The 25,843-nt window shown below is 69.4% G+C and carries 24 protein-coding genes; 10 read left to right on the top strand and 14 right to left on the bottom strand.

The window, feature by feature from the left end:
- Positions 1-5: 5 nt before the first annotated feature.
- Positions 6-1,265 (bottom strand): DUF6350 family protein, encoded by a 1,260-nt coding sequence (locus tag ACFWH5_RS01710; RefSeq protein ID WP_378831060.1) that lies wholly within the window; start codon positions 1,263-1,265, stop codon positions 6-8.
- Positions 1,266-1,371: 106 nt separating this feature from the next.
- Between ACFWH5_RS01710 and ACFWH5_RS01715 the strand changes: the two genes are divergently transcribed.
- Entirely contained in the window at positions 1,372-2,862 is a 1,491-nt protein-coding gene (locus tag ACFWH5_RS01715; protein WP_378831063.1) for an NCS2 family permease, read from the top strand.
- Between the two features lie 126 nt (positions 2,863-2,988).
- Here the strand turns inward: ACFWH5_RS01715 and sucD are convergent, their stop codons facing one another.
- Positions 2,989-3,891, bottom strand: a complete 903-nt coding sequence (gene sucD, locus ACFWH5_RS01720; protein ID WP_378831066.1) for a succinate--CoA ligase subunit alpha — start codon at positions 3,889-3,891, stop codon at positions 2,989-2,991.
- Positions 3,892-3,921: 30 nt separating this feature from the next.
- Positions 3,922-5,088, bottom strand: coding sequence for an ADP-forming succinate--CoA ligase subunit beta (gene sucC / locus ACFWH5_RS01725; protein ID WP_378831068.1), 1,167 nt, complete (start codon positions 5,086-5,088; stop codon positions 3,922-3,924).
- A gap of 172 nt (positions 5,089-5,260) precedes the next feature.
- Between sucC and ACFWH5_RS01730 the strand changes: the two genes are divergently transcribed.
- On the top strand, positions 5,261-5,935 hold the full coding sequence (locus ACFWH5_RS01730) for a TetR/AcrR family transcriptional regulator (RefSeq protein ID WP_378831070.1): 675 nt from the start codon (positions 5,261-5,263) through the stop codon (positions 5,933-5,935).
- Between the two features lie 54 nt (positions 5,936-5,989).
- Positions 5,990-7,219 (top strand): acyl-CoA dehydrogenase family protein, encoded by a 1,230-nt coding sequence (locus ACFWH5_RS01735; protein ID WP_378831072.1) that lies wholly within the window; start codon positions 5,990-5,992, stop codon positions 7,217-7,219.
- Here the strand turns inward: ACFWH5_RS01735 and ACFWH5_RS01740 are convergent, their stop codons facing one another.
- On the bottom strand, positions 7,220-8,011 hold the full coding sequence (locus tag ACFWH5_RS01740) for a TetR/AcrR family transcriptional regulator (RefSeq protein WP_378831074.1): 792 nt from the start codon (positions 8,009-8,011) through the stop codon (positions 7,220-7,222).
- A 76-nt stretch (positions 8,012-8,087) separates the two neighbouring features.
- On the opposite strand from ACFWH5_RS01740, the gene ACFWH5_RS01745 reads away from it, so the two are divergent.
- Complete coding sequence (locus ACFWH5_RS01745) at positions 8,088-8,486, top strand: VOC family protein (RefSeq protein ID WP_378831077.1); 399 nt, start codon at positions 8,088-8,090, stop codon at positions 8,484-8,486.
- Positions 8,487-8,571: 85 nt separating this feature from the next.
- Positions 8,572-9,213, top strand: coding sequence for a CatB-related O-acetyltransferase (locus tag ACFWH5_RS01750; protein ID WP_378831079.1), 642 nt, complete (start codon positions 8,572-8,574; stop codon positions 9,211-9,213).
- A gap of 34 nt (positions 9,214-9,247) precedes the next feature.
- Here ACFWH5_RS01750 and ACFWH5_RS01755 read toward each other — a convergent pair whose 3' ends face one another.
- From ACFWH5_RS01755 to arsB, 3 genes are read right to left on the bottom strand one after another with little or no spacing between them, the layout of a single operon-like run.
- Positions 9,248-9,739 carry a hypothetical protein gene (locus ACFWH5_RS01755; RefSeq protein WP_378831081.1) on the bottom strand — a complete coding sequence of 164 codons (492 nt, stop codon included), beginning with the start codon at positions 9,737-9,739 and terminating at the stop codon, positions 9,248-9,250.
- Positions 9,740-9,796: 57 nt separating this feature from the next.
- Positions 9,797-10,201 carry an arsenate reductase ArsC gene (locus tag ACFWH5_RS01760; protein ID WP_378831082.1) on the bottom strand — a complete coding sequence of 135 codons (405 nt, stop codon included), beginning with the start codon at positions 10,199-10,201 and terminating at the stop codon, positions 9,797-9,799.
- Positions 10,198-11,295, bottom strand: a complete 1,098-nt coding sequence (gene arsB / locus ACFWH5_RS01765; RefSeq protein WP_378833502.1) for an ACR3 family arsenite efflux transporter — start codon at positions 11,293-11,295, stop codon at positions 10,198-10,200. Before arsB ends, ACFWH5_RS01760 begins: the two co-directional genes overlap by 4 nt.
- Before the next feature lie 111 nt (positions 11,296-11,406).
- Between arsB and ACFWH5_RS01770 the strand changes: the two genes are divergently transcribed.
- Positions 11,407-12,441 carry an ATP-dependent DNA ligase gene (locus ACFWH5_RS01770; protein WP_378831085.1) on the top strand — a complete coding sequence of 345 codons (1,035 nt, stop codon included), beginning with the start codon at positions 11,407-11,409 and terminating at the stop codon, positions 12,439-12,441.
- Between the two features lie 9 nt (positions 12,442-12,450).
- On the opposite strand, the gene ligD is transcribed toward ACFWH5_RS01770, so the two are convergent.
- The 5 genes from ligD to ACFWH5_RS01795 all read right to left on the bottom strand — a co-directional run bounded on the left by ligD (position 12,451) and on the right by ACFWH5_RS01795 (position 19,383).
- Positions 12,451-13,512, bottom strand: a complete 1,062-nt coding sequence (gene ligD / locus ACFWH5_RS01775; RefSeq protein ID WP_378831087.1) for a non-homologous end-joining DNA ligase — start codon at positions 13,510-13,512, stop codon at positions 12,451-12,453.
- A gap of 69 nt (positions 13,513-13,581) precedes the next feature.
- Positions 13,582-14,763, bottom strand: a complete 1,182-nt coding sequence (locus tag ACFWH5_RS01780) for an SseB family protein (RefSeq protein ID WP_378831088.1) — start codon at positions 14,761-14,763, stop codon at positions 13,582-13,584.
- A gap of 79 nt (positions 14,764-14,842) precedes the next feature.
- A complete protein-coding gene (locus ACFWH5_RS01785) occupies positions 14,843-17,302 on the bottom strand; it encodes an ATP-dependent helicase (RefSeq protein WP_378831091.1) in 2,460 nt (819 codons plus the stop codon).
- Between the two features lie 54 nt (positions 17,303-17,356).
- Positions 17,357-18,385, bottom strand: a complete 1,029-nt coding sequence (locus tag ACFWH5_RS01790) for an ABC transporter permease (RefSeq protein WP_378831093.1) — start codon at positions 18,383-18,385, stop codon at positions 17,357-17,359.
- A complete protein-coding gene (locus tag ACFWH5_RS01795; protein ID WP_378831096.1) occupies positions 18,382-19,383 on the bottom strand; it encodes an ABC transporter ATP-binding protein in 1,002 nt (333 codons plus the stop codon). Before ACFWH5_RS01795 ends, ACFWH5_RS01790 begins: the two co-directional genes overlap by 4 nt.
- Before the next feature lie 31 nt (positions 19,384-19,414).
- Between ACFWH5_RS01795 and ACFWH5_RS01800 the strand changes: the two genes are divergently transcribed.
- Together ACFWH5_RS01800 and ACFWH5_RS01805 are read left to right on the top strand one after the other, a co-directional pair.
- Positions 19,415-19,807, top strand: coding sequence for a YccF domain-containing protein (locus tag ACFWH5_RS01800; protein ID WP_378831098.1), 393 nt, complete (start codon positions 19,415-19,417; stop codon positions 19,805-19,807).
- Between the two features lie 62 nt (positions 19,808-19,869).
- The gene (locus ACFWH5_RS01805) at positions 19,870-20,271 is read left to right on the top strand and encodes a pyridoxamine 5'-phosphate oxidase family protein (protein ID WP_378831100.1); all 402 of its coding nucleotides are present in this window, start codon (positions 19,870-19,872) and stop codon (positions 20,269-20,271) included.
- Between the two features lie 56 nt (positions 20,272-20,327).
- Here ACFWH5_RS01805 and ACFWH5_RS01810 read toward each other — a convergent pair whose 3' ends face one another.
- Positions 20,328-23,222, bottom strand: a complete 2,895-nt coding sequence (locus tag ACFWH5_RS01810) for a lamin tail domain-containing protein (RefSeq protein WP_378831103.1) — start codon at positions 23,220-23,222, stop codon at positions 20,328-20,330.
- Positions 23,223-23,329: 107 nt separating this feature from the next.
- On the bottom strand, positions 23,330-24,316 hold the full coding sequence (locus ACFWH5_RS01815; protein WP_378831105.1) for a glycerophosphodiester phosphodiesterase family protein: 987 nt from the start codon (positions 24,314-24,316) through the stop codon (positions 23,330-23,332).
- 87 nt (positions 24,317-24,403) lie between these two features.
- On the opposite strand from ACFWH5_RS01815, the gene ACFWH5_RS01820 reads away from it, so the two are divergent.
- Together ACFWH5_RS01820 and ACFWH5_RS01825 are read left to right on the top strand one after the other, a co-directional pair.
- The gene (locus ACFWH5_RS01820; protein ID WP_378831107.1) at positions 24,404-25,339 is read left to right on the top strand and encodes a Bax inhibitor-1/YccA family protein; all 936 of its coding nucleotides are present in this window, start codon (positions 24,404-24,406) and stop codon (positions 25,337-25,339) included.
- Positions 25,340-25,518: 179 nt separating this feature from the next.
- Positions 25,519-25,791 (top strand): GlsB/YeaQ/YmgE family stress response membrane protein, encoded by a 273-nt coding sequence (locus tag ACFWH5_RS01825; RefSeq protein WP_378744951.1) that lies wholly within the window; start codon positions 25,519-25,521, stop codon positions 25,789-25,791.
- The last annotated feature ends 52 nt before the right edge of the window (positions 25,792-25,843 follow it).

Here is a 25,843-nt window from a genome sequence, read left to right on the forward strand (position 1 = left end):
GCCGGTCAGTCGTCGAGCGCGGCCATCTCGGCGCGCCAGCGGTCGGTGCGCTCCTCGGCGAGCTCGTCGCGATGGCGCGGGGCGAGCATCAGGATGCCGCAGCCGATCAGCACCTCGATCCCGATCGCGAGGGCGAGCGGCCCCGGCGCCGGCCCCGCCTCGGCGAGGCGACCCGGCCCGATGGATCCCGAGACGAGGACAGCGGCCATCGCTGCCACGCCGGCCGACAACGCGGCGACACCGCCGACGATGACCGCGCGCGGCCAGAGGGCGTCACCCTGCCCCTCCCACACCAGCTTGGAGCGGATCATCCAGCCGGCCAGCGCACCGGCGGCGACCGGCACCAGCACCGAGACCAGCATCCAGATGGTGGCGTTCTCGGGAACGAGCCCGAGCACAGGGATGCCGGGCACGACACCCAGCTGCGTGCCCGCCGGCGACACCGCGGTGCCGGCACCCAGCGCGAAGCCGGGGCCGGCGAGCCAGCTGACCGACCACACGACGAAGGTCGGCAGGTAGGCGAGATGCCCGAGGGTGAGCATGGTGGCGCCGAGCGCGTCGACGCGCGCGGCCTCGAAGAGGGCGATGACCTCTCCGCCACGCAGCAGCGTCATGACGGCCACGCCGACCGCTCCGCATCCGGCGAGGGCCGTGACGACCACCGCCGCACCGCGCACGGACTCCGCAGGCACGGGCGCCCACTCGCCCCATCCGTCGACGATGTCGTGCACCCGGTCGACGATGCCGCCGTCGCCCTCCGACCAGGCGTGCCGGACGGCGCCGGCCAGCAGCCCGGCGGCGTAGACGGCCGCGGGAACGACGATCGCCGCCCAGAGCGCATCGCGCAGCAGGTCGGAGCGGGCGGTGAGGGCGACCAGCACCGAGATCGCGGTGAAGGCCACCGTGCCGCCCGCGACGCCGACCGTCCAGGCTCCTGACGACGCCGCACGTCTGCCGGAGCGCGCGGCGAACAGCAGGGTGAACAGCAGGATGGCGAGCGGGGGCACCGAAAGGCCGAAGCGGGCGGCATCCGCCGGGATCGCGAGGTTCGACAGCAGCTGCGGCGGCAGCACCACCTCGAGCGGCACGCCGTGGGCGAACTGCCAGAGCGTGCCGCTCACCGGCCAGAGCGCACCCCAGTCGGCGGACAGTCCGAAGGCGAGCACCCACAGCAGCGTCAGCGGCGCGAGCAGCGCCGCCAGACCGACCGCCGCGGCGATGGCGGCGTCGAGGGCGGCGAGAAGCGCGACGAGAAGGCGTTGCATGACGCTTCGAGCCTACGACGGCGACCCGGTCGCGCCCGTGCGCCCACGCGCATCGGCGCGCACGGGCGCCGGACGACACGATAGGTTTTCTGCGGAGGTTCCCCCGATGACAACTGGCCCTGCTGCCCCTGCGCGCGAAGCGCGACCCGACACCGAGCCGCGGAACGCGGTCGACCGTTTCTTCGAGATCACCAAGCGCGGCTCCAGCTTCGGCGCCGAGATCCGCGGAGGCCTGGTGACGTTCGTCACGATGGCCTACATCGTGATCCTGAACCCGATCATCCTGTCCGGCACGCCCGACGTCGCCGGCGACGTCCTCGACTTCGGTCAGGTGGGGGCTGCGACCGCACTCACCGCCGGCGTGATGACCATCCTGTTCGGACTGGTCACCCGCCTGCCGTTCGCCTTCGCCGCGGGACTGGGCATCAACGCCTTCGTGGCGTTCAGCGTGGTCGGGCAGGTCACCTGGCCCGAGGCGATGGCGCTGGTGATGATCAACGGTGCGATCATCGTGCTGCTGGCCGCCACCGGGCTGCGCAAGGCCATCTTCGACGCTGTGCCGTTCCAGCTGAAGATCGCGATCACGGTCGGCATCGGTCTGTTCATCGCCTTCATCGGCTTCATCAACTCCGGCTTCGTCACGGCGACCGGCGCATCCTCTCCCCCGGTCGGCCTGGGCGTGAACGGCTCCGTCGCCACGGTGCCCACCCTGCTGTTCGTCGTCACGCTCGTGCTCACCGGCATCCTCGTCGCGCTGCGGGTCAAGGGCGGGATGCTCATCGGCCTCATCACCGGCACCGTGCTCGCGGTCATCGTCGAAGCCATCTGGCACATCGGCGCTCGCGGCTTCGACGCCGAGGGCAACGTGGTGAACCCCGGTGGCTGGGGCCTGACCGTCCCGGCGCTGAACGGCTCGCCCGTGAGCCTGCCCGACCTCGGCCTCGTCGGTCAGGTCGACTTCACGTTCGACCTGAGCAAGGTCGGCGCCGTGGCCCTGGTGATGATCGTCTTCACGCTGCTCTTCACGAACTTCTTCGACGCGATGGGCACCATGACCGGGCTCGCCAAGGAGGCCGACCTCGCCGATGAGAACGGCGACTTCCCGCGCATCAAGTCGGCGCTGATCGTCGAGGGCGTCGGCGCGATCGCCGGTGGTGCCACCTCGTCGTCGTCGAGCACCGTGTTCATCGAGTCGGGTTCCGGAATCGGCGAGGGCGCGCGCACGGGCCTGGCGAACGTCGTCACCGGCATCGTGTTCCTGATCGCGATGTTCCTCACTCCGCTCACCTCGATCGTGCCGACCGAGATCGCGGCCGCCGCCCTGATCATCGTGGGCGCGATGATGATGGCGCAGATTCGTCACATCGACTTCGGCGACTTCCGGGTGCTGCTTCCCGTGTTCCTCACCGTCACGGTGATGCCGCTGACCTACTCCATCGCGAACGGCATCGGCGCGGGCTTCGTGAGCTGGGTGATCATCCACGCGCTCTCCGGCCAGGCCCGCAGGATCAGCCCCCTGCTGTGGGTCGTCGGCGTCGGCTTCCTGATCTTCTTCGCGCGCGGGCCGATCGAGATGCTGTTCGGCGCCGGTCTCTGACCTGCACGCAGGAGGGGCGGATGCTGCACAGCATCCGCCCCTCCTCTGTCCTCAGGGTCCGGCGGCTCCCGGACATGACGAAGGCCCCGGGGTGGAGCCCGGGGCCTTCGTGAACAGCTTAGCGGATCAGAGCCCGGCGATGAGGTCGCGCATCAGCGCGGCGGTCTCGCTCGGGGTCTTGCCGACCTTGACGCCGGCGGCCTCGAGGGCCTCCTTCTTGGCCTGTGCGGTGCCGGCCGAGCCCGAGACGATGGCGCCGGCGTGGCCCATGGTCTTGCCCTCGGGGGCGGTGAAGCCCGCGACGTACCCGACGACGGGCTTCGTGACGTTCTCCTTGATGTAGTCGGCCGCGCGCTCCTCGGCGTCGCCGCCGATCTCACCGATCATGACGATGGCCTTGGTGTCGGGGTCGGCCTCGAACGCGGCGAGCGCGTCGATGTGCGTCGTGCCGATCACCGGGTCGCCGCCGATGCCGATCGCGGTCGAGAAGCCCAGGTCGCGCAGCTCGAACATCATCTGGTAGGTCAGGGTGCCCGACTTCGACACGAGGCCGATCGGTCCCTTGCCGGTGATGTTCGCCGGCGTGATCCCGGCGAGCGCCTCGCCCGGGGTGATGATGCCGGGGCAGTTCGGCCCGATGATGCGGGTCTTGTTGCCCTTGGACTTCGCGTAGGCCCAGGCCTCGGCGCTGTCGCCCACGGGGATGCCCTCGGTGATCACCACGAGCAGCGGGATCTCGGCGTCGATGGCCTCGATCATCGCGTCCTTGGCGAACTTCGGCGGCACGAAGGCGACCGACACGTCGGCGCCGGTCTTCTCCATCGCCTCGGCGACCGACCCGAAGACCGGCAGCTCGACCTCGCCCTCGTGCGGCTTCTCGTGCGTGACGGTGGTGCCGGCCTTGCGGGCGTTGACGCCGCCGACGATGTTCGTGCCCGCCTTCAGCATCAGCGCGGTGTGCTTGGTGCCCTCGCCGCCGGTGATGCCCTGGACGATGACCTTGGAGTCCTTGTTGAGGTAGATCGACATTTCTCTCGTTCCTTCAGTCTCAGTCGGGGCTCAGGCGTTCGCCAGCTCGGCGGCCTTGTCGGCGCCCTCGTCCATGCCTGCCGCGAGGGTGACCAGCGGGTGGTTCGCCTCGGCGAGGATCGCGCGGCCCTCTTCGACCTGGTTGCCGTCGAGACGCACGACGAGCGGCTTGGTGGCCGAGTCGCCGAGGATCTCGAGCGCCTTCACGATGCCCTCGGCGACCGCGACGCACGACGTGATGCCGCCGAAGACGTTCACGAACACGCTCTTGACCTGCTCGTCGCCGAGGATGACGTCGAGGCCGCCGGCCATGACCTGCGCGTTCGCGCCGCCGCCGATGTCGAGGAAGTTCGCCGGCTTCACGCCGCCGTGGTTCTCTCCGGCGTAGGCGACGACGTCGAGGGTCGACATGACCAGACCCGCGCCGTTGCCGATGATGCCGACCTCTCCGTCGAGCTTGACGTAGTTGAGGCCGGATGCCTTGGCCTTCGCCTCGAGCGGGTCGGCGGCCGCCTTGTCCTCGAGCTCTTCGTGCTCGGGGTGGCGCACCTCGCTGCCGTTGTCGTCGAGCGACACCTTGCCGTCGAGGGCGATGATGTCGCCCTCCTCGGTGCGCACGAGCGGGTTCACCTCGACGAGGGTGGCGTCCTCGCCCTTGTACACCTCGAAGAGCTTGACGAACACGTCCGACACCTTCTCGATGAGGTCTTCGGGGAAGTTCGCCTCGCGGGCGATCTCGACCGCCTTGGCCTTGTCGATGCCGGTCAGCGGGTTCACCTCGACGCGGGCGAGCGCCTCGGGCTTCTCGACGGCGAGCTGCTCGATCTCCATGCCGCCCTCGACCGAGCACAGGCTCAGGTACGAACGGTTGGCGCGGTCGAGCAGCACCGAGAAGTAGAACTCCTCGGCGATGCGGGCGCCCTGGGCGACCATCACGCGCTTGACGACGTGCCCCTTGATGTCGAGACCGAGGATCGCCTTCGCGGCCTCGTACGCCTCATCCGGGGTCTTGGCGACCTTGACGCCGCCGGCCTTGCCGCGTCCGCCGGTCTTGACCTGCGCCTTGACGACGACCACGCCACCGATCTTCTCGGCCGCTGCCTTCACCTCCTCAGGGGTGTCGGCGACGATACCGGCGAGAACCGGCACTCCGTAGCTTTCGAAAAGGTCTCGTGCCTGGTACTCGTAGAGATCCACGTGCTGTCCTTCGCTGGTTGCGGCGGTTGGGACGCGACAGTTCTGTCGGGTGTCGATAAGATTCGACCCGATTCACCAGCCTACTACCGCTGACCACCGCGGGCTGACGGCCCCTCCCCCTGTCCGTCACAGCCGCCCGCCGCCGGACGGCGGACAGCTAGGCTTCTCTGCTATGACCGAGCACGCCGACGTGTCCCGCGCCCGCACCGCCGTCGTCGCGGCCGCCCTCGATCTGTTCTCCCGGCATGGGTTCGAGCAGACCTCCGTGGAGCAGATCGCCAAGGCGGCCGGTGTGTCGCGGTCGACCTTCTTCCGCCAGTTCGGCGGCAAGGAGGACGTGGTGTTCACCGATCACGAGACGCTGCTCGACGAGCTGCGCTCGTTCCTCGACGAGCCGCACGACGATCCGTGGGCGGCGGTGTGCGAAGCGTCGGAGCGAGTCTTCGGGTACTTCGCCCGCGATCCCGAGATGGCACGGCATCGGTATCAGATCGTGCGCGACGTGCCGGTGCTGCGTGAGCGTGAGATCGTGACGGTGTTCCGCTACGAGCGTCTCTTCGACGAGTACCTGCGCGAGGCGCTTCCCGGCATCGCACCGGTCGACGCGGTCGGGTTCTCGGCACTCGTGACGGCGGTGCACAATCACGTGCTGCGCCAGCTGCTGCGCGGCAAGCGCGTGCCGCTGTCCACGCTGCGCACCGCGCTCGACGATGTGCGCCGGCGCTACGGCGTGCTGCCCGAATCGTCGCCGGCCGCGTCCGACGACGTGGTCGTCGCCGTCTTCCCCCGGAGCATGCCGATCGCCGAGATCTCGAGGAGAGTGCAGGCCGAGCTGACCGAGACGTGAAACCGAGTCCCAGGCGATATGGGACTCGGTTCGCATTCGGAGTAGAGTGCCGCCATGAGCAGCGCATCCTTCCCCGGCGAGAGCGTCGAGCGCTACGGGGTCACCTCGCGGCTGGACAGCGACTACTACGGGGTGTTCGCAGACATCCCGGATGCCGACCGTGCCGTGTGGACCCGTGCGAAGGAGTACGTCGACGAGGTCGCCCCGCGGATGATCTCGGCCTGGGACCGGGCCGAGTACCCGCTGGAGGCCGCCCGCAGGCTGGGCGAGTACGACCTCGTCGTCGACGGCATCGACCACCCCGAGCTGACGCGCATCTCACCGCTGGCCGCCGGCCTGGTGAACATGGAGATCTCGCGCGGGGACGGCTCGCTCGGCACGATCCTCGCCGTGCAGGGCGGCCTCGCGCTGCGCACGCTCGCTCTGTTCGGCAGCCCGGAACAGCAGCGACGCTGGCTGAAGCCCGTCGCCGAGGTCTCGGTGCTGGCCTCCTTCGCCCTCACGGAACCCGATCACGGCTCGGACTCGGTCTCGCTCGAGACGAGCGCCAGACGGGATGCCGACGGATGGGTGCTGCGCGGAGCCAAGAAGTGGATCGGCAACGGCGCATCCGGTGGCATCACGTTCGTCTGGGCGCGGGTCGACGATGAGGGCGCCGAAGACCATGGCGCGGTGAGGTGCTTCCTCGTCGAGCAGGAGCAGCCCGGATATCAGGGCACCGTCATCGAGGGGAAGGCGTCGCTGCGCGGCATCCATCAGGCGCACATCCGCCTCGACGACGTGCGCGTGCCCGCCGACGCCGTGCTGCCGGGCGCGAAGAGCTTCAAGGACGCGTCGGTCGTGCTGTACTCGACGCGGTCGGGCGTCGCCTGGTCGGCACTCGGGCACGCGACCGCCTGCTACGAGGCGGCGCTGTCGTACTCGCTGCAGCGCGTGCAGTTCGGCAAGCCGCTGGCGAAGTTCCAGATGGTGCAGGAGCGTCTCACGCACATGCTCGAAGACCTGACGGCGATGCAGCTGTACTGCCGGCGGCTGGCCGACCTCGAGCAGTCGGGTCAGCTGCGGCCGACCCAGGCGTCGCTGGCGAAGTTCCACAACACCCGTGCGGCCCGGCGCGTCGCCGCGACGGCGCGCGATCTGCTTGGCGGCAACGGGATCCTGCTCGAGAACGGCGTGATGCAGCACATGGCCGACATCGAGGCGATCCACACCTACGAGGGCACCGAGAGCGTGCAGGCCCTGCTGCTGGGCCGTGACATCACGGGCATGAGCGCGTTCACGTGATCAGCGCTCCGCGACCCCGAAGGGCGCGCGCGGTTCGATGAGCAACGCCAGCGCGTCGAGGACGCGCGCGAGTCCGAACTCCCAGGACCGCGTCTCGCTCCAGGCTGCGTTCTGCGCCTCTCCCGCGGACGCTCCGATTCGCACCGCCCTCGGATACGCCGCGGCGTCGAGCGCATGCTCGAGAATCGGCTGATTCGCCGCCCACCAGTCGGCGTCGCTCATCGCCGAGTCCGTGGTCGCCCGATGAGCATCGTGCGCGGCCCGACAGTGTGACTGGACGAATCCCAGCAGGAACGTCAACGAGGCATCGATGTCGACATCCGCAAGCCCCGTGTCGTCGAAGGCTGCCAGTTCGTGTTCGTACTTCGCCATCAGACCGGGCCCGAGCGGCGGACGGCTGAGCGCGGCGACCTCGGTCATCCACGGATGCTCGGTCAGCAGCGTCCGATTCGCCTCCGCGACCGCCGTCAGCCGCTCGCGCCACGACTCCGCGCGCCATTCGCGGCGTTCCGACCGCGCGTAGAGCGCATCGACCATGAGGTCGAGCAGTTCGGGCTTGCCCGGCACGTAGGTGTACACCGACATGGGCGAGATGCCGACGCGCTGCGCCACGGCGCGCATCGTCAGGGCGGCCAGCCCGTCCTCGTCGGCGAGCGCGAGTGCGGCGTCCACGATCTGCGGCACCGCGACCGACCGAGCGGGACCCTTGCGAGGAGCGGTCTCAGCGGGAGTACCCCACAACAGACGAAGGGTGACGCTGGGCTCCCCCGATCCGGTGCGATTGGCGGTCATGTCTCCATCCTTGCACTCTTTCGCTGTACGCGTTACATTATACGTCGTACGTAGTAGAAACAGCGGAAGGATCTGCATGCACATCACCGGATCAGCCATCTCACTCAACGTCGCCGACGTCGAGGCTTCGGCCAGGTGGGTCCAGTCCCATCTCGGTTTCCAGGTCGCGATGGAAGCCGATGGATTCTGCTCGCTGTCCCACCCGGATGCCGGGGTCACCCTCATCTACTTGCGCGTCGGCCTGCCGACGTTCAAGCCTGAGACGATGGCAGGTCACGCCAGCGGGCTGCTCGTCGTGTTCACCGTCGGGAATATCGACGCGGAGTATGCCCGTCTGCAGCAGCAGGGGGTGCAGATCATCACGCCGATCGAGACGGAGCCGTGGGGAGAGCGCTACTTTCAGATGGGCGATCCCAACGGTGTCGTCTACCAACTCGTGCAGTGGGTGACGCCCCTCGGACAGACACACGAGTGATGCTCGCGGGCACGAGTCCGGAGCGCCGCCCGCGCTCCGCGGCCGTGCCCGCGGCGCAACTCATCGCATCCACGAAGGAGAACCGATGCACCGCATCCCCGACCCGAACGAGAAGCATCCGACGACCCGAGCCGACCTCACGAACGTCACCTTCCTCAAGAACGAGATCCGCTCGCCGCTCATCGAGGTGGGCGACTTCACCTATTACGACGATGAGGGCGTTCGAGCGCCCTTCGAGCAGGCCAATGTCAAGTACCTCTACGGGCCTCAGCGGCTGGTGATCGGCCGGTTCACCGCGATCGCCCCCGGTGCCGTGTTCCTGATGCCGGGCGGCAACCACCCGATGGCAGGGCCGTCGACCTACCCGTTCACGATGTTCGGCGGTGAGTGGGCGGAGAGGACCCTCGACGCGTTCCTGGCGATCGAACAGCCCGGCGACACCATCGTGGGCAACGACGTGTGGATCGGGCGGGAGGCGACCATCCTGCCCGGAGTGCGGATCGGGGACGGGGCCGTGGTCGGCGCCGGCTCCGTCGTCACCAAAGACGTGGGACCGTACGAGATCGTCGCCGGAAACCCCACGAGGCAGGTGCGCAGGCGGTTCGAAGACGAGGACGTGCGGCGTCTACTCGACGTGCGCTGGTGGGACTGGCCGGTCGAGAAGATCACCGAACACGCCGCGGTCATCATGTCGGGAACGCCCGACGAGCTGGAACGAATCGCCTGAATGCGCCTGCGGTCGTGAAGGGCGCTACGCGCGATCAGTCGCAGCCGCAGGCGCCCGAGGGACCCCGCACCATGAAGCACACGTCGCAGACGCCGTAATCGCGCTCGGCGACTTTGGTGACGCGTGGCGTGCGCGGCTCGGCCTTCGGCTTCGTCGAGGTGCGGCTGTTCGCCGAGCGCTTCACCGCGGCCACTCCGGGCAGCTCGCTGGGGTGCGTGACGTAGAAGTACGGTGCACGGCCCTCGCTGGGCTTCAGCCGAAGCGGCCCCGAGGGCAGCACGATCTGCTCGTCCTCGGTGAACCCGTTCGTGTAGGTGCGGCCGATGTGCAGTGGCGCGCCGTCGCCACGGCGCAGGGCCTCGATGTAGCGGCCGCGGTCGATGAAGGCGGAGACACCGACGGCATCGACGATCGCGGAGATGAAGGCGTGGTTCTCCTCGGCGATGCGGTGCGCGCGCAGCGCTTCGGCGAGGGATCGGTACGGGCGGGAGGTTCCTGCGGGGGTCGGCCCCTGGACTTCGTTCATCCCTTCAAGGATCCCACGCCCGGCCGCCGCACGGCGCACGATCTCCGCCGGCGGGGCTCAGAGCAGATCGCTCACCAGTCGCTCGACGCGGGCGCGGATGTCGTCGCGGATCGGGCGCACCGCGTCGATGCCCTGACCGGCGGGATCGTCGAGCTTCCAGTCCTCGTAACGCTTCCCGGGGTAGAACGGACAGGCGTCGCCGCAGCCCATCGTGATGACGACGTCAGACGCCTGCACGGCGTCCGCCGTGAGCACCTTGGGCTGCTCGGCGGTGATGTCGATCCCCACCTCGGCCATCGCCTCGACGGCCACGGGGTTGATCCGGTCGGCGGGCATGGACCCCGCGGAGCGGACCTCGATGCGCTCGCCGGCGATGCTGCGAAGGTATCCGGCGGCCATCTGCGAGCGGCCCGCGTTGTGCACGCAGACGAAGAGCACGGAGGGCTTGGCAGTCTCGGTCATGGTGACATCCTTCCCGCGGCACGCGGATCAGTGCCGAACCAGCGACGCGCCGCCCAGAGCGAGACGTAGACCAGTCCGACGAGCACGGGAACCTCGATGAGAGGTCCGACGACACCGGCGAGAGCTTGCCCGGATGCCGCGCCGAACGTGCCGATCGCCACGGCGATCGCGAGTTCGAAGTTGTTGCCCGCCGCGGTGAAGGCCAGGGTCGTCGATCGCGCATAGTTCAGCCCGAGCGCCCTGCCCGCCAGCAGCCCCGTGCACCACATGATCGCGAAGTACACCAGCAGCGGCACCGCGATGCGGACGACATCCCACGGATGCTGCGCGATCTGATCGCCCTGCAGCGCGAACAGCAGCACGATCGTGAAGAGCAGACCGTACAGTGCCCATGGACCGACGCGCGGAAGGAACTCCGCCTCGTACCACACCCTTCCCCTGCGCCGCTCCCCGAGGTGACGGGACGCGAACCCCGCGGCCAGCGGGACGCCGAGGAAGATCAACACGTTGAGCGTGATCTGCCAGACGGAGATCTCGAGTCCCTCGGTGTGCAGTCCCAGCCAGCCAGGCAGCACCGTGAGGTAGAACCAGCCGAGCAGCGAGAACGCGACCACCTGAAAGACGGAGTTGATCGCGACGAGCACTGCGGCCGCCTCGCGATCGCCGCAGGCGAGATCGTTCCAGATCACCACCATGGCGATGCAGCGCGCGAGCCCGACCAGAATGAGCCCGGTGCGGTACTCGGGCAGATCCGGCAGGAACGTCCAGGCGAGAACGAACATCAACGCAGGTCCCACCAGCCAGTTCAGCACCAGTGATGAGATCAGCAGTCTCTTGTCACCGGTGACCGCGGTGACTTTGTCGTAGCGGACCTTGGCGAGAACCGGGTACATCATCACCAGCAGGCCGAGGGCGATCGGGACGGAGATTCCGCCGACCTCGAGACCGGCGAGAAGATCGGCGACTCCCGGAACGAACCGTCCGAGCAGCAGACCGCCGATCATGGCGAGCCCGATCCAGACGGGCAGCCAACGATCCAGGGTCGACAAGCGCGGGGTCGCGGAGACGTCGCTCACCGCTTCCACGTGCTGCATCGACATGACTCAATAGTGACATTCCTCGACGTCGCCTGACGCGAAACGGACGGCTCCCGGTGACAAGGGCGGGGATGGGCGTGGCGCCGGAATCGGGGCAGGATGGACGCCATGTACACGATTCCCGCGCCGATGCTCGCCAAAGCCGCCGCGAGCGTGCCGGCTCCGGCCGACAAACCGATGCTGTACGAGCCGAAGTGGGACGGCTTCCGCGGCCTGATCGCCTGGGATGGTCAGACGCTCGAGATCGGATCTCGCGGAGCGAAGCCGCTGACCCGGTACTTTCCCGAACTGGTCGAACAGCTTCCCGCCATCCTCCCTGGCCCGTGCCTGCTGGACGGTGAGATCGTCGTGGCCACCGGGCCGCAGGGCGCGCAGCGCCTGGATTGGGAGGCGCTCAGTCAGCGCATTCACCCGGCCGCATCCCGAGTCGCGAAGCTCGCCGTCGAGACCCCGGCCATGTTCATCGCCTTCGATCTGCTGGCCGAAGGCGACGACGACCTGCAGCAGCATCCGTTCCGCGAGCGCCGGTCGCGACTCGAGCGGATGCTCGCGGATGCGCGGCATCCGCTGCACCTCACGCGCACCACCGAGGATGCGGATCTCGCCCGTCGCTGGCTGGCCGAGTTCGAGGGTGCGGGCCTCGACGGCGTCGTGGCCAAGCCTCTCGACGATCCGTACGCTCCCGGCAAGCGGACCCTCATCAAGGTGAAGCACGCCCGCACGGCGGATGTCGTGGCGGTCGGCTACCGGGTGCACAAGAGCGGCTCGGGGGTGGGATCGCTGCTGGTCGGACTGTACGACGATTCCGGAGTGCTGCGTCAGGTCGGCGGCGTGGCCGCCTGGAGTGACGCCATGCGGCAGAAGCTCGTGGACGAGCTTGCACCGCTGGTCGAACGCGACGAGTCGGGCGAGGCCGTCACCGGCGAGAGTGAGCGCTCGCGGTTCTCCGGCGCGAAGGACGTGTCGTTCGTCCGGCTGCGCCCGGAGCGGGTGCTCGAGGTGCGCTACGACCAGCTCGAAGGCGCCCGCTTCCGGCACACGGTGCAGTTCGAACGCTGGCGACCCGATCGGGATGCCGCCTCCTGCACCTACGCGCAGCTCGACACCGTCGCCGGCTACGATCTCGGCGATGTGCTGACCTGAACCGGCAGGTCAGTCGTCGATGCGGTTGCCCTCGTCGTCCCAGTTCGCGGCGACCTTCTTGCTGGGCTGCACCCGGGGCGGCTCGCCCGGCATCTTCGGGAACTCCGGAGGGAACGGCATCTCCCCCAGTCCGTTCTCGAGGTCTCGCTCCCACCACTGAAGCAAGGTGTCGATGCGCCCCGGGTTCGCCTGGATCCCGTCCCACGGATCGCCGATCTCTTCGAGTCGCTTCGGGATGGTGCGCACGGTGAACGCCGCCGGATCGACGTCGTCGAGCTCGTCCCAGAGCAGCGGCGTGGCCACGGGGGCATTCGGCAGCGCGCGCGGACTGTAGGCGCCCGCCATGGTGCGGTCGCGGTTCGCCTGATTGAAGTCGACGAAGATGCGCTCTCCGCGCTCCTCCTTCCACCAGCGGGTGGTGACCTGCTCCGGCATCCTCCGTTCGAGTTCGCGGCCGGCGGCGATCACCGCGTGACGCACGTCGAGGAACTCGTGCGTCGGTTCGATGGGGCAGAACACGTGCAGTCCCCGGTTGCCGCTGGTCTTGATGAACGGCTCGAGTCCCGCTTCGCGAAGCACCTCGCGCAGTCCGTGCGCGGCGACGACGGCCTCCGCGAAGCCGGTGCCGGGCTGCGGGTCGAGGTCGATGCGCAGTTCGATCGGGTTGTCGGTGTCGGTCGCGAGCGACGACCAGGGGTGGAACACGACGGTGTTCATCTGCACGGCCCAGACGATCGCGCTCGGCCGGTTGAGGACGATCTGCGGATGCCTTCGGCCGCTGTTGTAGGTCACCGTGACGGCGTCCACGTAATCCGGCGTTCCCTTCGGCGGGTTCTTCGAGAAGAACTCCTCGCCGCCGATGCCTCCGCGGAACCTCTGCAGCGAGACGGGTCGATTGCCGTTCGCGTTGAGGAAGGGGCCGGCCACCCGCTGCGCGTACTCCGCCAGCTCCGCCTTGGTGATCGGCCCGCCGTCGGCGTCGGGCCAGACGGCCCGGTTCGGGCTCGACAGATCGACGTCGCGATCTCCTTCAGGGTCGGCGACGGTCAGTGTCACGCGCTCAGAGGCCATGCTCCGACCCTATGCGCTGGGGCTCACGCCCGGAAAGGGTCCAAAGACGTTCGGGGGAAGAGCGCCGCGCTACTCGGCGTCGAGGTCGACCGCCAGTACCATGACCGGTGTGAGCGCCTCGCGTTCGACCGCGATCGACGGGCCGGCGACGTCGATCAGCACGCCGGCGATGTCGGGATGGCTGCGCAGCACCTTGGCGAGCTGTTCGGGAGGGAAGGGCATCGGCTGGTCCTTGCGTCCGAGCACGACCACCTCGAGCGGGTGCGAGAACAGCTGCAGGTACCGGCGCCCGTCGGCGCTGCGCGCCTCGGCGATGCCGACCGGCTGGCCGTTACCCGCGTCGTTCACGGCGACCCAGGTGCGCTTCTTGGCGAGCACCTCGGCCACGCGCGCGGGTGTCGCCTCGTCGCGGGGAGCGGCGAGGAGCCCCTTGAGCTGTGTGTCGTCGTCACCCTGCTCGAGCGCCTTCTGCAGCAGCTCGGCAGGGAACACGGCGCGGTGCGGGCTCGAGGCGTTGTCGATGACGATGCCGGTGAAGCCGCCCGAGACGACCTGGCGGTACACCGAGGCAACCGGCTGCGCGATGGCCGAGGTCGCCGCCGCGTCGTCTTGGCCGTGCACCGAGGCGCGCAGTGCGGCCCCCGAGCTGTAGGCGAGCATGAAGGAGCGGTCGCCGTCGCGGATGACGCCGACCGACAGGGGCTTGCCCTCGGTGATCTGCTCGCGCGCGTCGCCGTGCACGCGCAGATACAGGTGCCCCTGCAGCGACTGGCGCATCACGCCGAGCAGCTGCTCGTTGGTCGCGCCGTCTTCGAGCTGCGCGAGCGCCTCGCGCAGCAGCACGTTGTCGTCGAGCCCCTCGACCGAGTGGGTCTGCTCGGGCGGCAGGGCCGCGGCGAGCGGCAGCCGGGGCGCGGCGGCGGGCTCGGCGGGCACGCTCGCCGGCGCGGCAGCCGGGTCGGCGGGCGCGCTGGGAGTCGTCGGCGTGGCGCGCGCGACCGGCCGCGATGGAGCCGCGGGGTCGTTCTGCGAGGGCTCGACGGGCAGGCTCACCTCGGGGCCGGCCTCGGCGCCGACGCCGCGGAACGCCTGCACCGAGATGCCGACATTCGGCGCCGGCTCTGCAGGCTCCGCGGGCACCCCCGTCACGGCGGCCGGCTGCTCGACCGCGTCCTCCGCGGGCTGCTGGTCGACGGATCGACCGGCATCCTGCGGGTCGACGGACTTCTTGCGGCGGGAGAAGAGGGCCATATCTGCCAGCCTAACCGCACGTCGCGAGCCGGTTCCGCCGGGCGAGCACGGCGTTCGGCGGCCCGACGACGGCAGATCCTCAGAGCTTCGTGATCGGCGCGATCTTGATGAGCAGCTTCTTCTGCCCGGCCGAATCGAAGCGCACGTGGGCGATGCGCTTCGCCCCCTCCCCCGTGACCGCCTCGATGCGTCCCTCGCCGAAGTCGTCGTGCCGGATGCGGTCGCCCGCCGCCAGTTCGAGCTCGCCGTTGTCGCGCACCTTGCCGGTGACCTTGTTCGGGAACCGGTCCATCGCGGTGGACAGCGGCTTCAGCTGATCGCGCTTGGGCAGCGGGCTGACGCCGAAGCGGTCGCCTCCGCCGAACCGGTCGCGTCCGCCGGGGCGCGCGTTCAACGCCCTGGACTGCATACCGCCGCGCGAGTTCACATCGCCCGGCGACTGCCGCCAGTCGATGAGCTCGGCGGGGATCTCCTGCAGGAAGCGGCTGGGCATCGCGACGGACACCTCACCGAACTGCGCACGCGTCATCGCCAGCGAGAGGTGCAGGCGCTTGCGCGCCCGGGTGATCCCCACGTAGAACAGCCGGCGCTCCTCCTGCGGCCCGCCCGGCTCGCCGGCCGAGATGCGGTGCGGGATGAGGTCCTCCTCTACGCCGGTGACGAACACCGCGTCGTACTCGAGTCCCTTCGCGGTGTGCATTGTCATCAGCGAGACGGCACCGGACTCGTCGTCGAGGTCGTCGGCGTCCGAGACCAGCGCGACCTCGGTGAGGAAGTCCACGATCGTACCGTCGGGGTTGTTCCGCGCGAAGTCGCGTGCGACGGCGACGAACTCGTCGAGGTTCTCGAGGCGCGCCTCGTCCTGCGGGTCGCGGCTGGCACGCAGCGCGTCGAAGTAGCCGCTGCGGTTGAGCAGCACGGTCAGTCCCTCGGCGACCGAGGTGGCCGGAGGCAGCTCGCCGGATGCCGGCAGCACGATCGCGGTCGCCTCGTCGAGCACCGCGTCGAGCTGGGCGATGGCACTCTGCAGCTTGGGGCCGACGCCGAGTTCGCGCGGGTGGCGCAGCGCCTCGCGGAAGCTGATGCCTCTCTCGTCGGCGAAGCGGGCGATGGCGGTCTCGGTGACGTCGCCGATGCCGCGGCGCGGCTTGTTCAGGATGCGGCGCACCGCCATCTCATCGGCCGGGTTCGCCACCGCGACGAGGTAGGCGAGGGCGTCCTTGATCTCGGCACGCTCGTAGAACTTCGTGCCGCCCATGATCTTGTACGGCACGGCCGAGCGGATGAAGATCTCCTCGAGCGCGCGGGACTGCGAGTTCGTACGGTAGAACACCGCCATACCCGAGTACGGGATGCCCGATCGCCGCAGCGCGTCGATCTCGTCGGCCACGAACTGCGCCTCATCGTGCTGCGAGTACCCGGTGAAGCCGACGATCTTGTCGCCGGGGCCCTTGTCGCTCCAGAGGTTCTTGGCCTTGCGGTCGAAGTTGTTGCCGATGACCGCGTTCGCCGCCGACAGGATGTTCTGCGTCGAGCGGTAGTTCTGCTCGAGCAGCACGACCTTCGCCCCGGGGAAGTCGCGTTCGAACTCGCTGATGTTGCGGATGTCGGCGCCGCGGAAGGCGTAGATGGACTGATCCGAGTCGCCGACGACCGTGAGCGAGGCGCCGCCGGCATCGGCGTCGCCCGGCGTCTCGGGTTCGGGCTCGAAGATCATCATGCCGTTCGAGGCATACGGTTCCGGAGCCGAGGCCGACACGGGGCGGGTGAGCTCGTGGATCAGCGCGTACTGAGCGTGGTTGGTGTCCTGATACTCGTCGACGAGGATGTGCCGGAATCGGCGCCGGTACGTGTCGGCGACCTGCGGGAACGCGCGGAACAGGAAGACGGTCTGCGCGATGAGGTCGTCGAAGTCGAAGGCGTTCGCCTTCTGCAGCGCCCGCTGGTAGTCGGTGAAGATGTCGGCGAACTTGCGTTCCGCCGGATCCGACAAATTCGCCTGGCGGGCGAAGCCCTCGGCATCCGTCAGCTCGTTCTTCAGCTTCGAGATGCGTGATTGCGCGGCCCCGGGGGTGAGACCGTACGCGTCGGCCTCGTGCTCCTTGACGAGCCGCTTGAGCAGCGCGCGCGAGTCACCCGAGTCGTAGATGGTGAACGACCTCGTGAAGCCGAACTGCTCGGCCTCGCGGCGCAGGATGCGCACGCACGCGGAGTGGAACGTCGAGATCCACATGCCGCGCGCCGCCTGGCCGACGAGCGCCTCGACGCGCTCGCGCATCTCTCCGGCCGCCTTGTTGGTGAAGGTGATCGCGAGGATCTGACTGGGCCAGGCTTCGCGCTCGCGCAGCAGCAGGGCGATGCGGCGGGTGAGCACGCTCGTCTTGCCCGAACCGGCGCCGGCGATGATGAGCAGGGCGGGGCCACGATGCGTGACCGCCTCGAGCTGCGGCGGGTTCAGCCCCGCGAGCAGAGCGTCATCCGTTCGCCCGGAGGGGCCGGATGCGGACGAGGGGGGCACGATGAGAGGGGCGTCGGTCATGGCCTTACGAGTCTAGGCGCGGCCACGGACACCGGGCTGCACGAGTGCCGCCGCTCAGGCGATGCGCGTGCCCGGCGGCAGCCGGCGGGCGGGCGTGCGCGTGCGCGCCCAGGCGCCGGCGAACAGCCCGCCGGCGATCAGCACCTGCACGCCGAGACCGACGAACCAGCTCGGCACGCTGCGTGCGACGAGCTCCTCGGGTGTGGGGCCCAGCTGCTGCATCTCGAAACCGCGGTCGCACGGATCCCAGTGCTCCGATGCCGGCGCATGCTGCGCCGATCGCACGCCCACCTTGATCTGCCCGAACAGATCCTGCGGGTATCCCTCGCGGAACTCCACCGGCGTCGCGTCGGCCAGCACCACGAAGGGATTCGCCGCCAGCACGCCCCACACCAGGTCGAATCGCGGGGTCTCGTACGCGTACGCCTCCCAGCGATCGCAGTACGGCTCACCGGTCTGATCGTTCCACGGCCGCTGCTGGCTCACCGCCTCGGTGCGGATGGCCGATCCGGCGAGGGCGAACACGATGAGGGTGCCGACCACCAGCGCGGCCACGGCGAGGTAGGTGGTGGCGATCGAGAACAGCGGGCGGGCGATCAGTCCGCTCAGGCCGACGCCGATCGTCGCGATGACGATGATCTCTGCGAGCAGCACCAGGATCGACACGGCGAACATACCGGGGCTGACGCCGCCGCCGAGCAGCGAGAACGCCAGGAAGGGCAGGGCGACGAGCAGGAAGGCCGCACCCGTGGCGACCGCCGCCAGCAGTTTGCCGAGCATGATGTCGCCGGTGGTGGCGAGCGTCACCTGGACCGGCGCCAGTGTCGCGGCGTCGCGGTCGCCGTTGATCGCGTTGCCGCTCAGCGTCGGTGAGACGAGCACGACAAGCAGCAGCACGAAGTTCACGACGATCGAATAGACCCCCGCGCTCGGCGCCTGCTGGAACGAGAACACGGCGAACGAGAGCCCCGTGATGCCCAGCAGCAGCAGCGCGAAGATGCCCAGCAGCACGTACCAGCCGACGCTGCGCAGGCGCTGCGTGAGCTCCAGCCGGGCGATGGTCACGATGCGTGCGACGCTCATGCGCCCGCTCCTTCCGCCGAGGGTGCGACCGGCGGCGCAGGCGGAGCCGGCGGCGCTGCGGGAGCCGGTGGCTGCGGCGGCGTCGACGGGCCGAGTGGATGCTGCAGTGCGAGGAAGGCGGTCTCCAGCGAGCTCTGCGCGAGCGCGAACTCCAGCACCGGCAGGCCCGCCGACACGAGACGGCGCAGCCCCTCCACCGCGGCCGGCTCGTCGGGGAACGCGAGCACGGCATCGCCTCGGTCGTCCGCCACGGCATCGGCGGGCAGCCCGAGCGCTTCCGCGACGGCCACCACCGCGTCCTGGGCGGCCAGGCGCACCCGATACGTGCGTGCGGCCGGCGCGACGCCGGGGTCGACCACCGATCCGGCGACCAGGAACACCGCGTCGTCGATGACCTCCTCGAGCTCCGAGAGCACGTGGCTCGAGATCAGCACCGTCGTGCCCTGGGCTGCAAGGTGACGCAGCAGCATCCGCAGCTGCACCCGGGCCTCGGGATCGAGACCCGACGCCGGTTCGTCGAGCAGCAGCACCGCCGGCCCGTGCACCAGAGACCGCGCCAGTCCGAGCTTCTGCTTTTGGCCGCGAGAGAGCACCCGCGCCGGCGATGCGGAGTGCGCAGCGAGGCCGACCATCTGCAGCAGGTCGTCGGCGCGGCGGGCGGCGTCGTCGGCGGTGAGGTCATGCAGTCGCGCGGTGGTGATGATGCTCTCGCGAGCGGTGAGCGACGGCCACGCGCCCAGGGCGTCCGGCATCCACCCGAGCATCCGGCGTGCCGACGACGGGTCGGTCACCGGATCGATCCCGCCGATGCGGATCGTGCCGGCGTCGGGGGCGAGCAGCGAGGCGAGCATCAGCAGCAGAGTGGTCTTGCCTGCACCGTTGGGACCGACCAGCCCTGTCACCCGTCCCGGCCTCGCTTCGAACGTCGCGTCGCGCACGGCCTGCACCCTGCCGAACGACCGTCTCACGCCCTGCACGACGATTCCACTCATGGCCACACCCTAGGCGACCGATGCGACAATCAAGGGCATGCGCACGATCCTCAACATCATCTGGGTCATCTTCGCCGGCTGGGCCCTGTTCCTGGGGTACGTGGTCGCCGGCGTGCTGCTGTGCGTCCCGATCGTCACCATCCCGTGGGCGATCGCCTCGTTCCGCATCGCACGCTATGCGATCTGGCCGTTCGGACGGCAGATCGTCGACAGGTCGAGACCGGGCATCGGGTCGCTCCTCGGCAACGTCGTCTGGGTCGTGCTCGCCGGCTGGTGGCTCGCCATCGGCCACATCCTGTCGGGCATCGCGCTGTGCGTCACGATCATCGGCATCCCGATGGGGATCGCCGACTTCAAGATGGTGCCGGTCTCGCTCATGCCGCTGGGCAAGGAGATCGTGTCGACCAGGACGGGCCCCTTCGCCCGCTGAGCCGTCGAGGGTACGATCGTCGCACGGCGGCCCCTCCCCCGGCCGTCGGGGAGGTGGACGCCATGATCACCATCATCGACGAGGACGAGTGCTTCGCGCTGCTGCAGACCACGACGGTCGGCCGCATCGGCTTCGTGAATCAGGGACGCATCGAGATCATCCCGGTGAACTATCGGATGCACGAGCACGACGTGCTGCTGCGCACCCGCGCGGACGGCGTGCTCGCCGGGCTGCCCGACGAGCCGGACGTGGCGTTCGAGGTCGATCACCACGACGATCTGGGTGGCACGGCCTGGAACGTGCTGCTCAGCGGCCACGTGGAAGTCATGCCGGTCGAGGAGGTGGAGGCCCTTCCCGCGGCGGAACGGGTGCGGTCCTGGGCGGGCGGCGAGCGGACGCTGTGGCTGCGGTACGTCGCCGACCGCATCTCCGGCCGGCGCGTGCGACGGCCGCAGTCGGGCTGACCGAAGACCCCACCTCGTGGAGTCCGCAGAGCTCCACGGGGTGAGGCGGCTGCGGGTCAGGCCCTGCGGCGTCTGGCCACGGCGAAGGCGCCGGCGCCCAAGAGCAGCAGCGCCGACACGACCGCAGCATACGGAAGGGCCGATCCGGTCGCGGCAAGCGATCCGCCCGCCGCATCCGGCCGCTCGGCGCCGGGCCGCGCCGGATCGTCATTGCCGGGCTGCTCGCCACCGGGCTGCTCGCCACCGGGCTGCTCACCACCGGGCTGCTCACCACCGGGCTGCTCGCCGGTCGCGGACGGCAGCGTGCCCGCCCTGAGCGCCTCGGATGCGAACCCGTCGGCGAACCACCACACCGGCCGTGCGCCGTCCTGCGACAGCGAAGCCGGCGCCGTCGCGAACCCCTCGTTGTTGACGTCCGGCATCCCCGTCGGACGGGCGAAATGCGCGATCCCGGGCGCCGCCGCGCCGTTCAGCGTGATCTGCGCCGACCGGCCCTGGCATCCGTCGTCGCACACCGCCCACAGCACATCGAGCACCGAGTCGTAGTCCAGGCCCATCACCCCCGCGAGTCCGGGAGCGATCTCGGCGACCTGAGTCGCCGAGCCGTCCGCGCCGAGGGCGAACGCGAACACGTGTCCGCCATCTTCCACGGCGACGAAGAACAGCCCGTCCCCGTGGCCGGGGTGGTCCGCGGGGCGGTAGGCCGCGTTCCTGGTCTGGTCGAACAGCGCGCCGGCGAGAACGTCGTCCGGAACCCACTCGACGGCCTCGATGCCGAGGTTCGCGCCCACCGCGGGCAGCAGATCGGTGAGATCCCACTCCTGCTCGGCGATCAGGTCGCCGGCCGCGGCATCCGGGTCCACCTTCAGCACGACGTTGCGGTTGACGCCCTTCGCACTGTTGTCACGCTCGGCGGCCACGTAGACGGCGCCGTCGTCGTCCACTGTCACGCCCTCGGTGTCCGGCCCGGCGGCGCCGGGGTCACCGGCATCCTTCTGGAAGCGGATGCGTTTGCCGTGCTCCCAGCCGGCGAGCTGCTCGACGGCGCCGTCGGATGACGCCTTCAGCTTCCAGAGCCGGCCCTCGCCGTTGTCGATGCCCCACAGGAACGCACCGTCTGCGGTCTGCTGCACGTCCAGGCCAGAGCTGTCCTCGAGGAACGTCGGGGTCGTGTCCAGCGCGCGCACCTCTGGCGATCCGGGCCACGGCGACACCGCGATCTCCCTCGCGCAGGTGTTCGCCGCCCCCTTCGTGGATCCGGCGGTCACCGCGAAGGCACCGGTGGCTTCGGGGCAGCGCCCCCAGGTGCTCGCCGCGTGGTCGGATCCCCAGGACGTCTCGTCGATGAGCAGCTTCCCGTCGAACAGCCGCACGGCGTCCGCGCTGCCGAGCCCGAAGCCGAGCTGATCGCGTTCCACGACCACGTGTCCGCCCGGCGCGATCGACGTGCCGTCCGGGATGCGGTACTCATGGGCATCGTCGTCGTCCTTCACCACGACGCCCGAGACGTCGAGCGGCGCAGAGGTCGGGTTCACCAGTTCGATCCAGTCGTCGGGCGAGCCGCCGTCGGACTCCACCTCGTTGATGCGAACGGGATTCCCGCACGCGTTGCGCTCACCCTTGGTCGCGTCCGCGAGATCGACGAAATCGCCCGTGCCATCGGGGCAACGCGCCCAGACACCGCCGGCGTGTGCTGCGTAGACGTGCTCGTCGACCGTGCTTCCGGTCGCGTCACGGAGCGTGACCGTGTCGCCGCCGCCCAGTCCGAAGACGAAGTCACCCGGCTGGTCGAACACGAAGACCGCGCCCGGCTCGAGGATCGTGCCGCTGACGAGCGGCGTGGTCTCCCCGGCGTGCCCGACCGGGTCGCCGTCCATCACGGACCAACCCGACATGTCGACCGCGGTCGTGCCCGTGTTGATCACCTCGACCCAGTCGGTGTCGTCGCCGTTCGACTCGATCTCGTTGATCGACACGTCCGGCATCACGCACGAGTTCGACGCCCCGGCAGTCGGGTGCGCGAGCAGGAAGGCGCCCTTTCCGTCGGGGCAGCGGGCGAGCGTCGCGGCGGCGAAGTCGCCGTCGATCGACGCGTGCTCGGTCCAGGGCTGCGTGTCGTCGATGAGCGTCCCGGCGGGGTCGAAGAGCTGGATGCGGTCGGCGCTGCCGATGCCGATCGCGTCGCGGAACGCGGCCTCCGATCCGCCCACGCGCCCGAGCGTGGCCTCGTCGACGACCAGGAATCCGCCCGGCTCGATCGCGGCCCCGGGCGGGAATCGCCAGCTGTGATCGACGGAGTTGTCGCGGATCTCGTAGCCCGAGATGTCGAGGGCCGAGTCGCCCGGGTTGTGGAACTCCACCCAATCGGCCGGCTGTGAGTCGACCTCATTGATCACGAGCGCTCCGGCGGCAGGCGGCGCCTCGGCATCGAACAGGTTCGGACCGCCCTTGGTCGACTCGGCGGTCATGGCCCAGACCGGCACGCCGTCGACATCGCGCACACCCCAGCTCGGCAGGGCGTGCGTGCCGGCCGGCCAGGTCGTCTGCAGCAGCGGGCTCGCGCCGTCGGCATCGCCGGGTGCGAAGACGCGGACGCTGTCACCCTTGCCCAGGCCGAAGTCGAAGTCCCCCTGCCCGGCATCGTCGATCGTGTCGATCACGAGATATGCGCCGGGGGCGATGATCGTGTCGGCCGGGAAGGTGTACGGGTTCTTCGGGCTCTCGTCCTGCACGATGTAGCCGCTGAGGTCGACCGCGTGATCGGTGGGGTTGTGGAACTCGATCCAGTCGTCGGGACTCCCGCCGTTCGAGACGACTTCGCTGATGCGGATGCCGAGGTCGGCGACGGCGCCGGGGTCGGCGGCGTGGACGGCGGTGGGCGCAGCGAGCAGGGCAGTGGCGCTCAGCGCGCCCACCGCCATCGTCGCGAGCCCGCGATGCGTGCGGGACATGAGGCTCCAGGGTGGAATCGGACGGGTCCGACTCAGATCACCGGGTGCGGCTTACCACCGGGGAGCCGGGCAGTGTCCGCCCGGTGAACTCGGCGTGACCGATCCGGTCAGTCGCGGAAGAACCCCACTCCGAGGTCGGGATGGTCGACGAAGACCCCGTCGACGCCGGTGTCGGCGATGACCCGCCACTCGGCCTCGTAGTCGCCGAACGCCGCTTTGCCGCCGCCGGCGCGGTACAGCGCGGCGAGGAAGGCGTTCTCGGGGCGGCACGTCCAGGTGAAGACCTTCAGGCCGCGGGCGTGCGCGTCGGCCACGATCGTGGCTGACGGCTCGAGCAGCATGCTCTTGCTGACGCTGATGCCGTCGACGGCGCCGGCCAGCCGATCGAGTCCCGCCGGAGTGACCGCCGAGCGGTACGTCGGGGCGGCCTTTCCCATCGCCGCGACGAGATCGAAGGGCTTCCCGGACGCCTCGATGAGGTACACGTAGGATGCCGCGATACCGGCCGCACGCAGCCGGCAGAGCACCGTCTGCTCGAACGCCTCGATCACCAGCGGCAGCGCGCCGTCGGCCCACCCTTCCTGGCGCAGGTCGCGAACGATGAGCGGAACGAGGTCGAGCCCGATGCTCTCGAAGTACGTGGCGTGCTTGACCTCGAGGACGATGCCGATCTCACGACCGTACTCGTCCGATGCCGAGCTGATCATCTGCAGCAGATCGGTGAGGCGCAGGATGGGCTGTGCGTCGTCGAAGCTGGCGCTGGAACGGCGCACCCTGGGCAACCGCTCCCGCGTGCGCAGCGTGGCGAGCTCGGCCCAGGTGAAGTCCTCGGTGAACCATCCGGTCAGCGAGACGCCGTCGACCTTCTTCGTGGTGCGGCGCGACGCGAACTCCGGATGCTGGGACACATCCGTCGTTCCGGAGATCTCGTTCTCGTGCCGCAGCACGAGCACACCGTCCCTGGTCGCCACGATGTCGGGTTCGACGGCGTCGACGCCCATTGCGAGGGCGAGCTCGTAGGAGGAACGGCTGTGCTCGGGACGGTAGCCGGGGGCGCCGCGATGCCCGATCACGAGCGGCGATTTCCTGGGCACGCTCACAGCGTAAAGCACCCCGCTCATAGCCTCCCGCCGGTATTGTTTGAGAAAGCGTTGACCGATCCCTCGGGAGCAGAGGCCATCATGAGCAATTTCGCATTCAACAATCCGGCGTTCCAGCAGCAGGACCCACGCAACGTCGCGACGTATCCCGGGGGCCGACAGGCCGCTCAGGGGCAGTACGCGCCTCCGCCCGCGCCGGGCGCCGCCGCTCAGACCGCGTCGTTCGCGCACGCGGGCACGGATGCCGCCGCGAACGCGCACCTCGAGGGCATGTACGCCGCACCCCCGGCGGGCGCACTCGAGACCGACCGCATGTCGGTCGAGGACACGGTGTGGAAGACGGCCGGCCTGTTCGGCATCCTGCTGGTCACCGCGGTGGTCGGCTGGGTCTGGACCGCCACGAGCTTCGCCAACACCGGTCAGCCGGACATGGTGCCGTGGATCGTCGGTACGCTCGGCGGTTTCGTCCTGGCGATGGTGATCACCTTCACCTCGCGCAAGAAGATCCGCCCCGCGCTCATCTGGGCGTACGCCGCCTTCGAGGGCCTCTTCATCGGCGGCATCTCGGCCTTCTTCGAGATCCTCTGGCCCGGCATCGTCATGCAGGCCACGCTCGCGACCCTCGCCGTCGTCGGCGTCACCCTCGCCCTCTTCGCCAGCGGCAAGGTGCGCGCCAGCGCGAAGATGACCAAGATCTTCATGATCGCGATGCTCGGCTACCTCGTCTTCTCGGTACTGAACCTCGTTTTGATGTGGACCGGCGTCAGCGACAACCCCTGGGGTCTGCGGGGCGACATCGTGATCCTCGGCATCCCGCTCGGCGTCATCATCGGCGTTCTCGTCGTGTTCATGGCCGCGTACTCGCTGGTGCTGGACTTCGACCAGATCCAGCAGGGCGTGCGCAACGGCGCACCCCGCAAGTACGGCTGGCTGGGCGCCTTCGGCATCATGGTCACCGTCGTCTGGCTGTACGTCGAGATCCTCCGCATCCTGGCGATCCTGCGCGGAAGCGACTGACGACTCACGTCCCTGAAGAAGGCCGCACTCCCTCGGGAGCGCGGCCTTCTTCGCTGCACGGGAGACTCATAGCCCATTTCGGGATGCGACCACAAGGGGTTCACCTCTTCGCCCCGGATCGGGCATTGTTGGGTGCACACACGGCAACCCGTCGTGGCACCCAAAGAACGGAGACTCACATGGGCTTCCTCGGATTCCTTCTTCTCGGTCTCATCGCCGGCGCGATCGCCAAGCTGATCCTGCCCGGCAAGCAGGGCGGCGGCTGGATCGTCACACTGCTGCTCGGCATCGTCGGCGCGCTCCTCGGCGGATGGATCGGCGGCATGATCTTCGGCCGCGGACTTGAGGAGTTCTTCGACCTCGGCACCTGGCTGCTCGCCATCGGCGGGTCCATCATCGTTCTGCTGATCTACGGCCTCATCGTGGGTCGAGGAGATCGCAGCAGGGCCTGATCTCCGCCCTTACGCCGAAGAAGGCAGGTCCCATCAGGGACCTGCCTTCTTC

The organism is Microbacterium sp. NPDC058345 (genome assembly GCF_042723855.1).
GTDB lineage: Bacteria > Actinomycetota > Actinomycetes > Actinomycetales > Microbacteriaceae > Microbacterium.

Excerpts from the sequence above, each read along its gene's own strand:
- ACFWH5_RS01710 (WP_378831060.1), bottom strand. The coding sequence starts at position 1,265 with ATGCAACGCCTTCTCGTCGCGCTTCTCGCCGCCCTCGACGCCGCCATC.
- ACFWH5_RS01715 (WP_378831063.1), top strand. The coding sequence starts at position 1,372 with ATGACAACTGGCCCTGCTGCCCCTGCGCGCGAAGCGCGACCCGACACC.
- sucD (WP_378831066.1), bottom strand. The coding sequence starts at position 3,891 with ATGTCGATCTACCTCAACAAGGACTCCAAGGTCATCGTCCAGGGCATC.
- ACFWH5_RS01730 (WP_378831070.1), top strand. The coding sequence starts at position 5,261 with ATGACCGAGCACGCCGACGTGTCCCGCGCCCGCACCGCCGTCGTCGCG.
- ACFWH5_RS01735 (WP_378831072.1), top strand. The coding sequence starts at position 5,990 with ATGAGCAGCGCATCCTTCCCCGGCGAGAGCGTCGAGCGCTACGGGGTC.
- ACFWH5_RS01740 (WP_378831074.1), bottom strand. The coding sequence starts at position 8,011 with ATGACCGCCAATCGCACCGGATCGGGGGAGCCCAGCGTCACCCTTCGT.
- ACFWH5_RS01745 (WP_378831077.1), top strand. The coding sequence starts at position 8,088 with ATGCACATCACCGGATCAGCCATCTCACTCAACGTCGCCGACGTCGAG.
- ACFWH5_RS01750 (WP_378831079.1), top strand. The coding sequence starts at position 8,572 with ATGCACCGCATCCCCGACCCGAACGAGAAGCATCCGACGACCCGAGCC.
- ACFWH5_RS01755 (WP_378831081.1), bottom strand. The coding sequence starts at position 9,739 with ATGAACGAAGTCCAGGGGCCGACCCCCGCAGGAACCTCCCGCCCGTAC.
- ACFWH5_RS01760 (WP_378831082.1), bottom strand. The coding sequence starts at position 10,201 with ATGACCGAGACTGCCAAGCCCTCCGTGCTCTTCGTCTGCGTGCACAAC.
- arsB (WP_378833502.1), bottom strand. The coding sequence starts at position 11,295 with ATGCAGCACGTGGAAGCGGTGAGCGACGTCTCCGCGACCCCGCGCTTG.
- ACFWH5_RS01770 (WP_378831085.1), top strand. The coding sequence starts at position 11,407 with ATGTACACGATTCCCGCGCCGATGCTCGCCAAAGCCGCCGCGAGCGTG.
- ligD (WP_378831087.1), bottom strand. The coding sequence starts at position 13,512 with ATGGCCTCTGAGCGCGTGACACTGACCGTCGCCGACCCTGAAGGAGAT.
- ACFWH5_RS01780 (WP_378831088.1), bottom strand. The coding sequence starts at position 14,763 with ATGGCCCTCTTCTCCCGCCGCAAGAAGTCCGTCGACCCGCAGGATGCC.
- ACFWH5_RS01785 (WP_378831091.1), bottom strand. The coding sequence starts at position 17,302 with ATGACCGACGCCCCTCTCATCGTGCCCCCCTCGTCCGCATCCGGCCCC.
- ACFWH5_RS01790 (WP_378831093.1), bottom strand. The coding sequence starts at position 18,385 with ATGAGCGTCGCACGCATCGTGACCATCGCCCGGCTGGAGCTCACGCAG.
- ACFWH5_RS01800 (WP_378831098.1), top strand. The coding sequence starts at position 19,415 with ATGCGCACGATCCTCAACATCATCTGGGTCATCTTCGCCGGCTGGGCC.
- ACFWH5_RS01805 (WP_378831100.1), top strand. The coding sequence starts at position 19,870 with ATGATCACCATCATCGACGAGGACGAGTGCTTCGCGCTGCTGCAGACC.
- ACFWH5_RS01810 (WP_378831103.1), bottom strand. The coding sequence starts at position 23,222 with ATGTCCCGCACGCATCGCGGGCTCGCGACGATGGCGGTGGGCGCGCTG.
- ACFWH5_RS01820 (WP_378831107.1), top strand. The coding sequence starts at position 24,404 with ATGAGCAATTTCGCATTCAACAATCCGGCGTTCCAGCAGCAGGACCCA.
- ACFWH5_RS01825 (WP_378744951.1), top strand. The coding sequence starts at position 25,519 with ATGGGCTTCCTCGGATTCCTTCTTCTCGGTCTCATCGCCGGCGCGATC.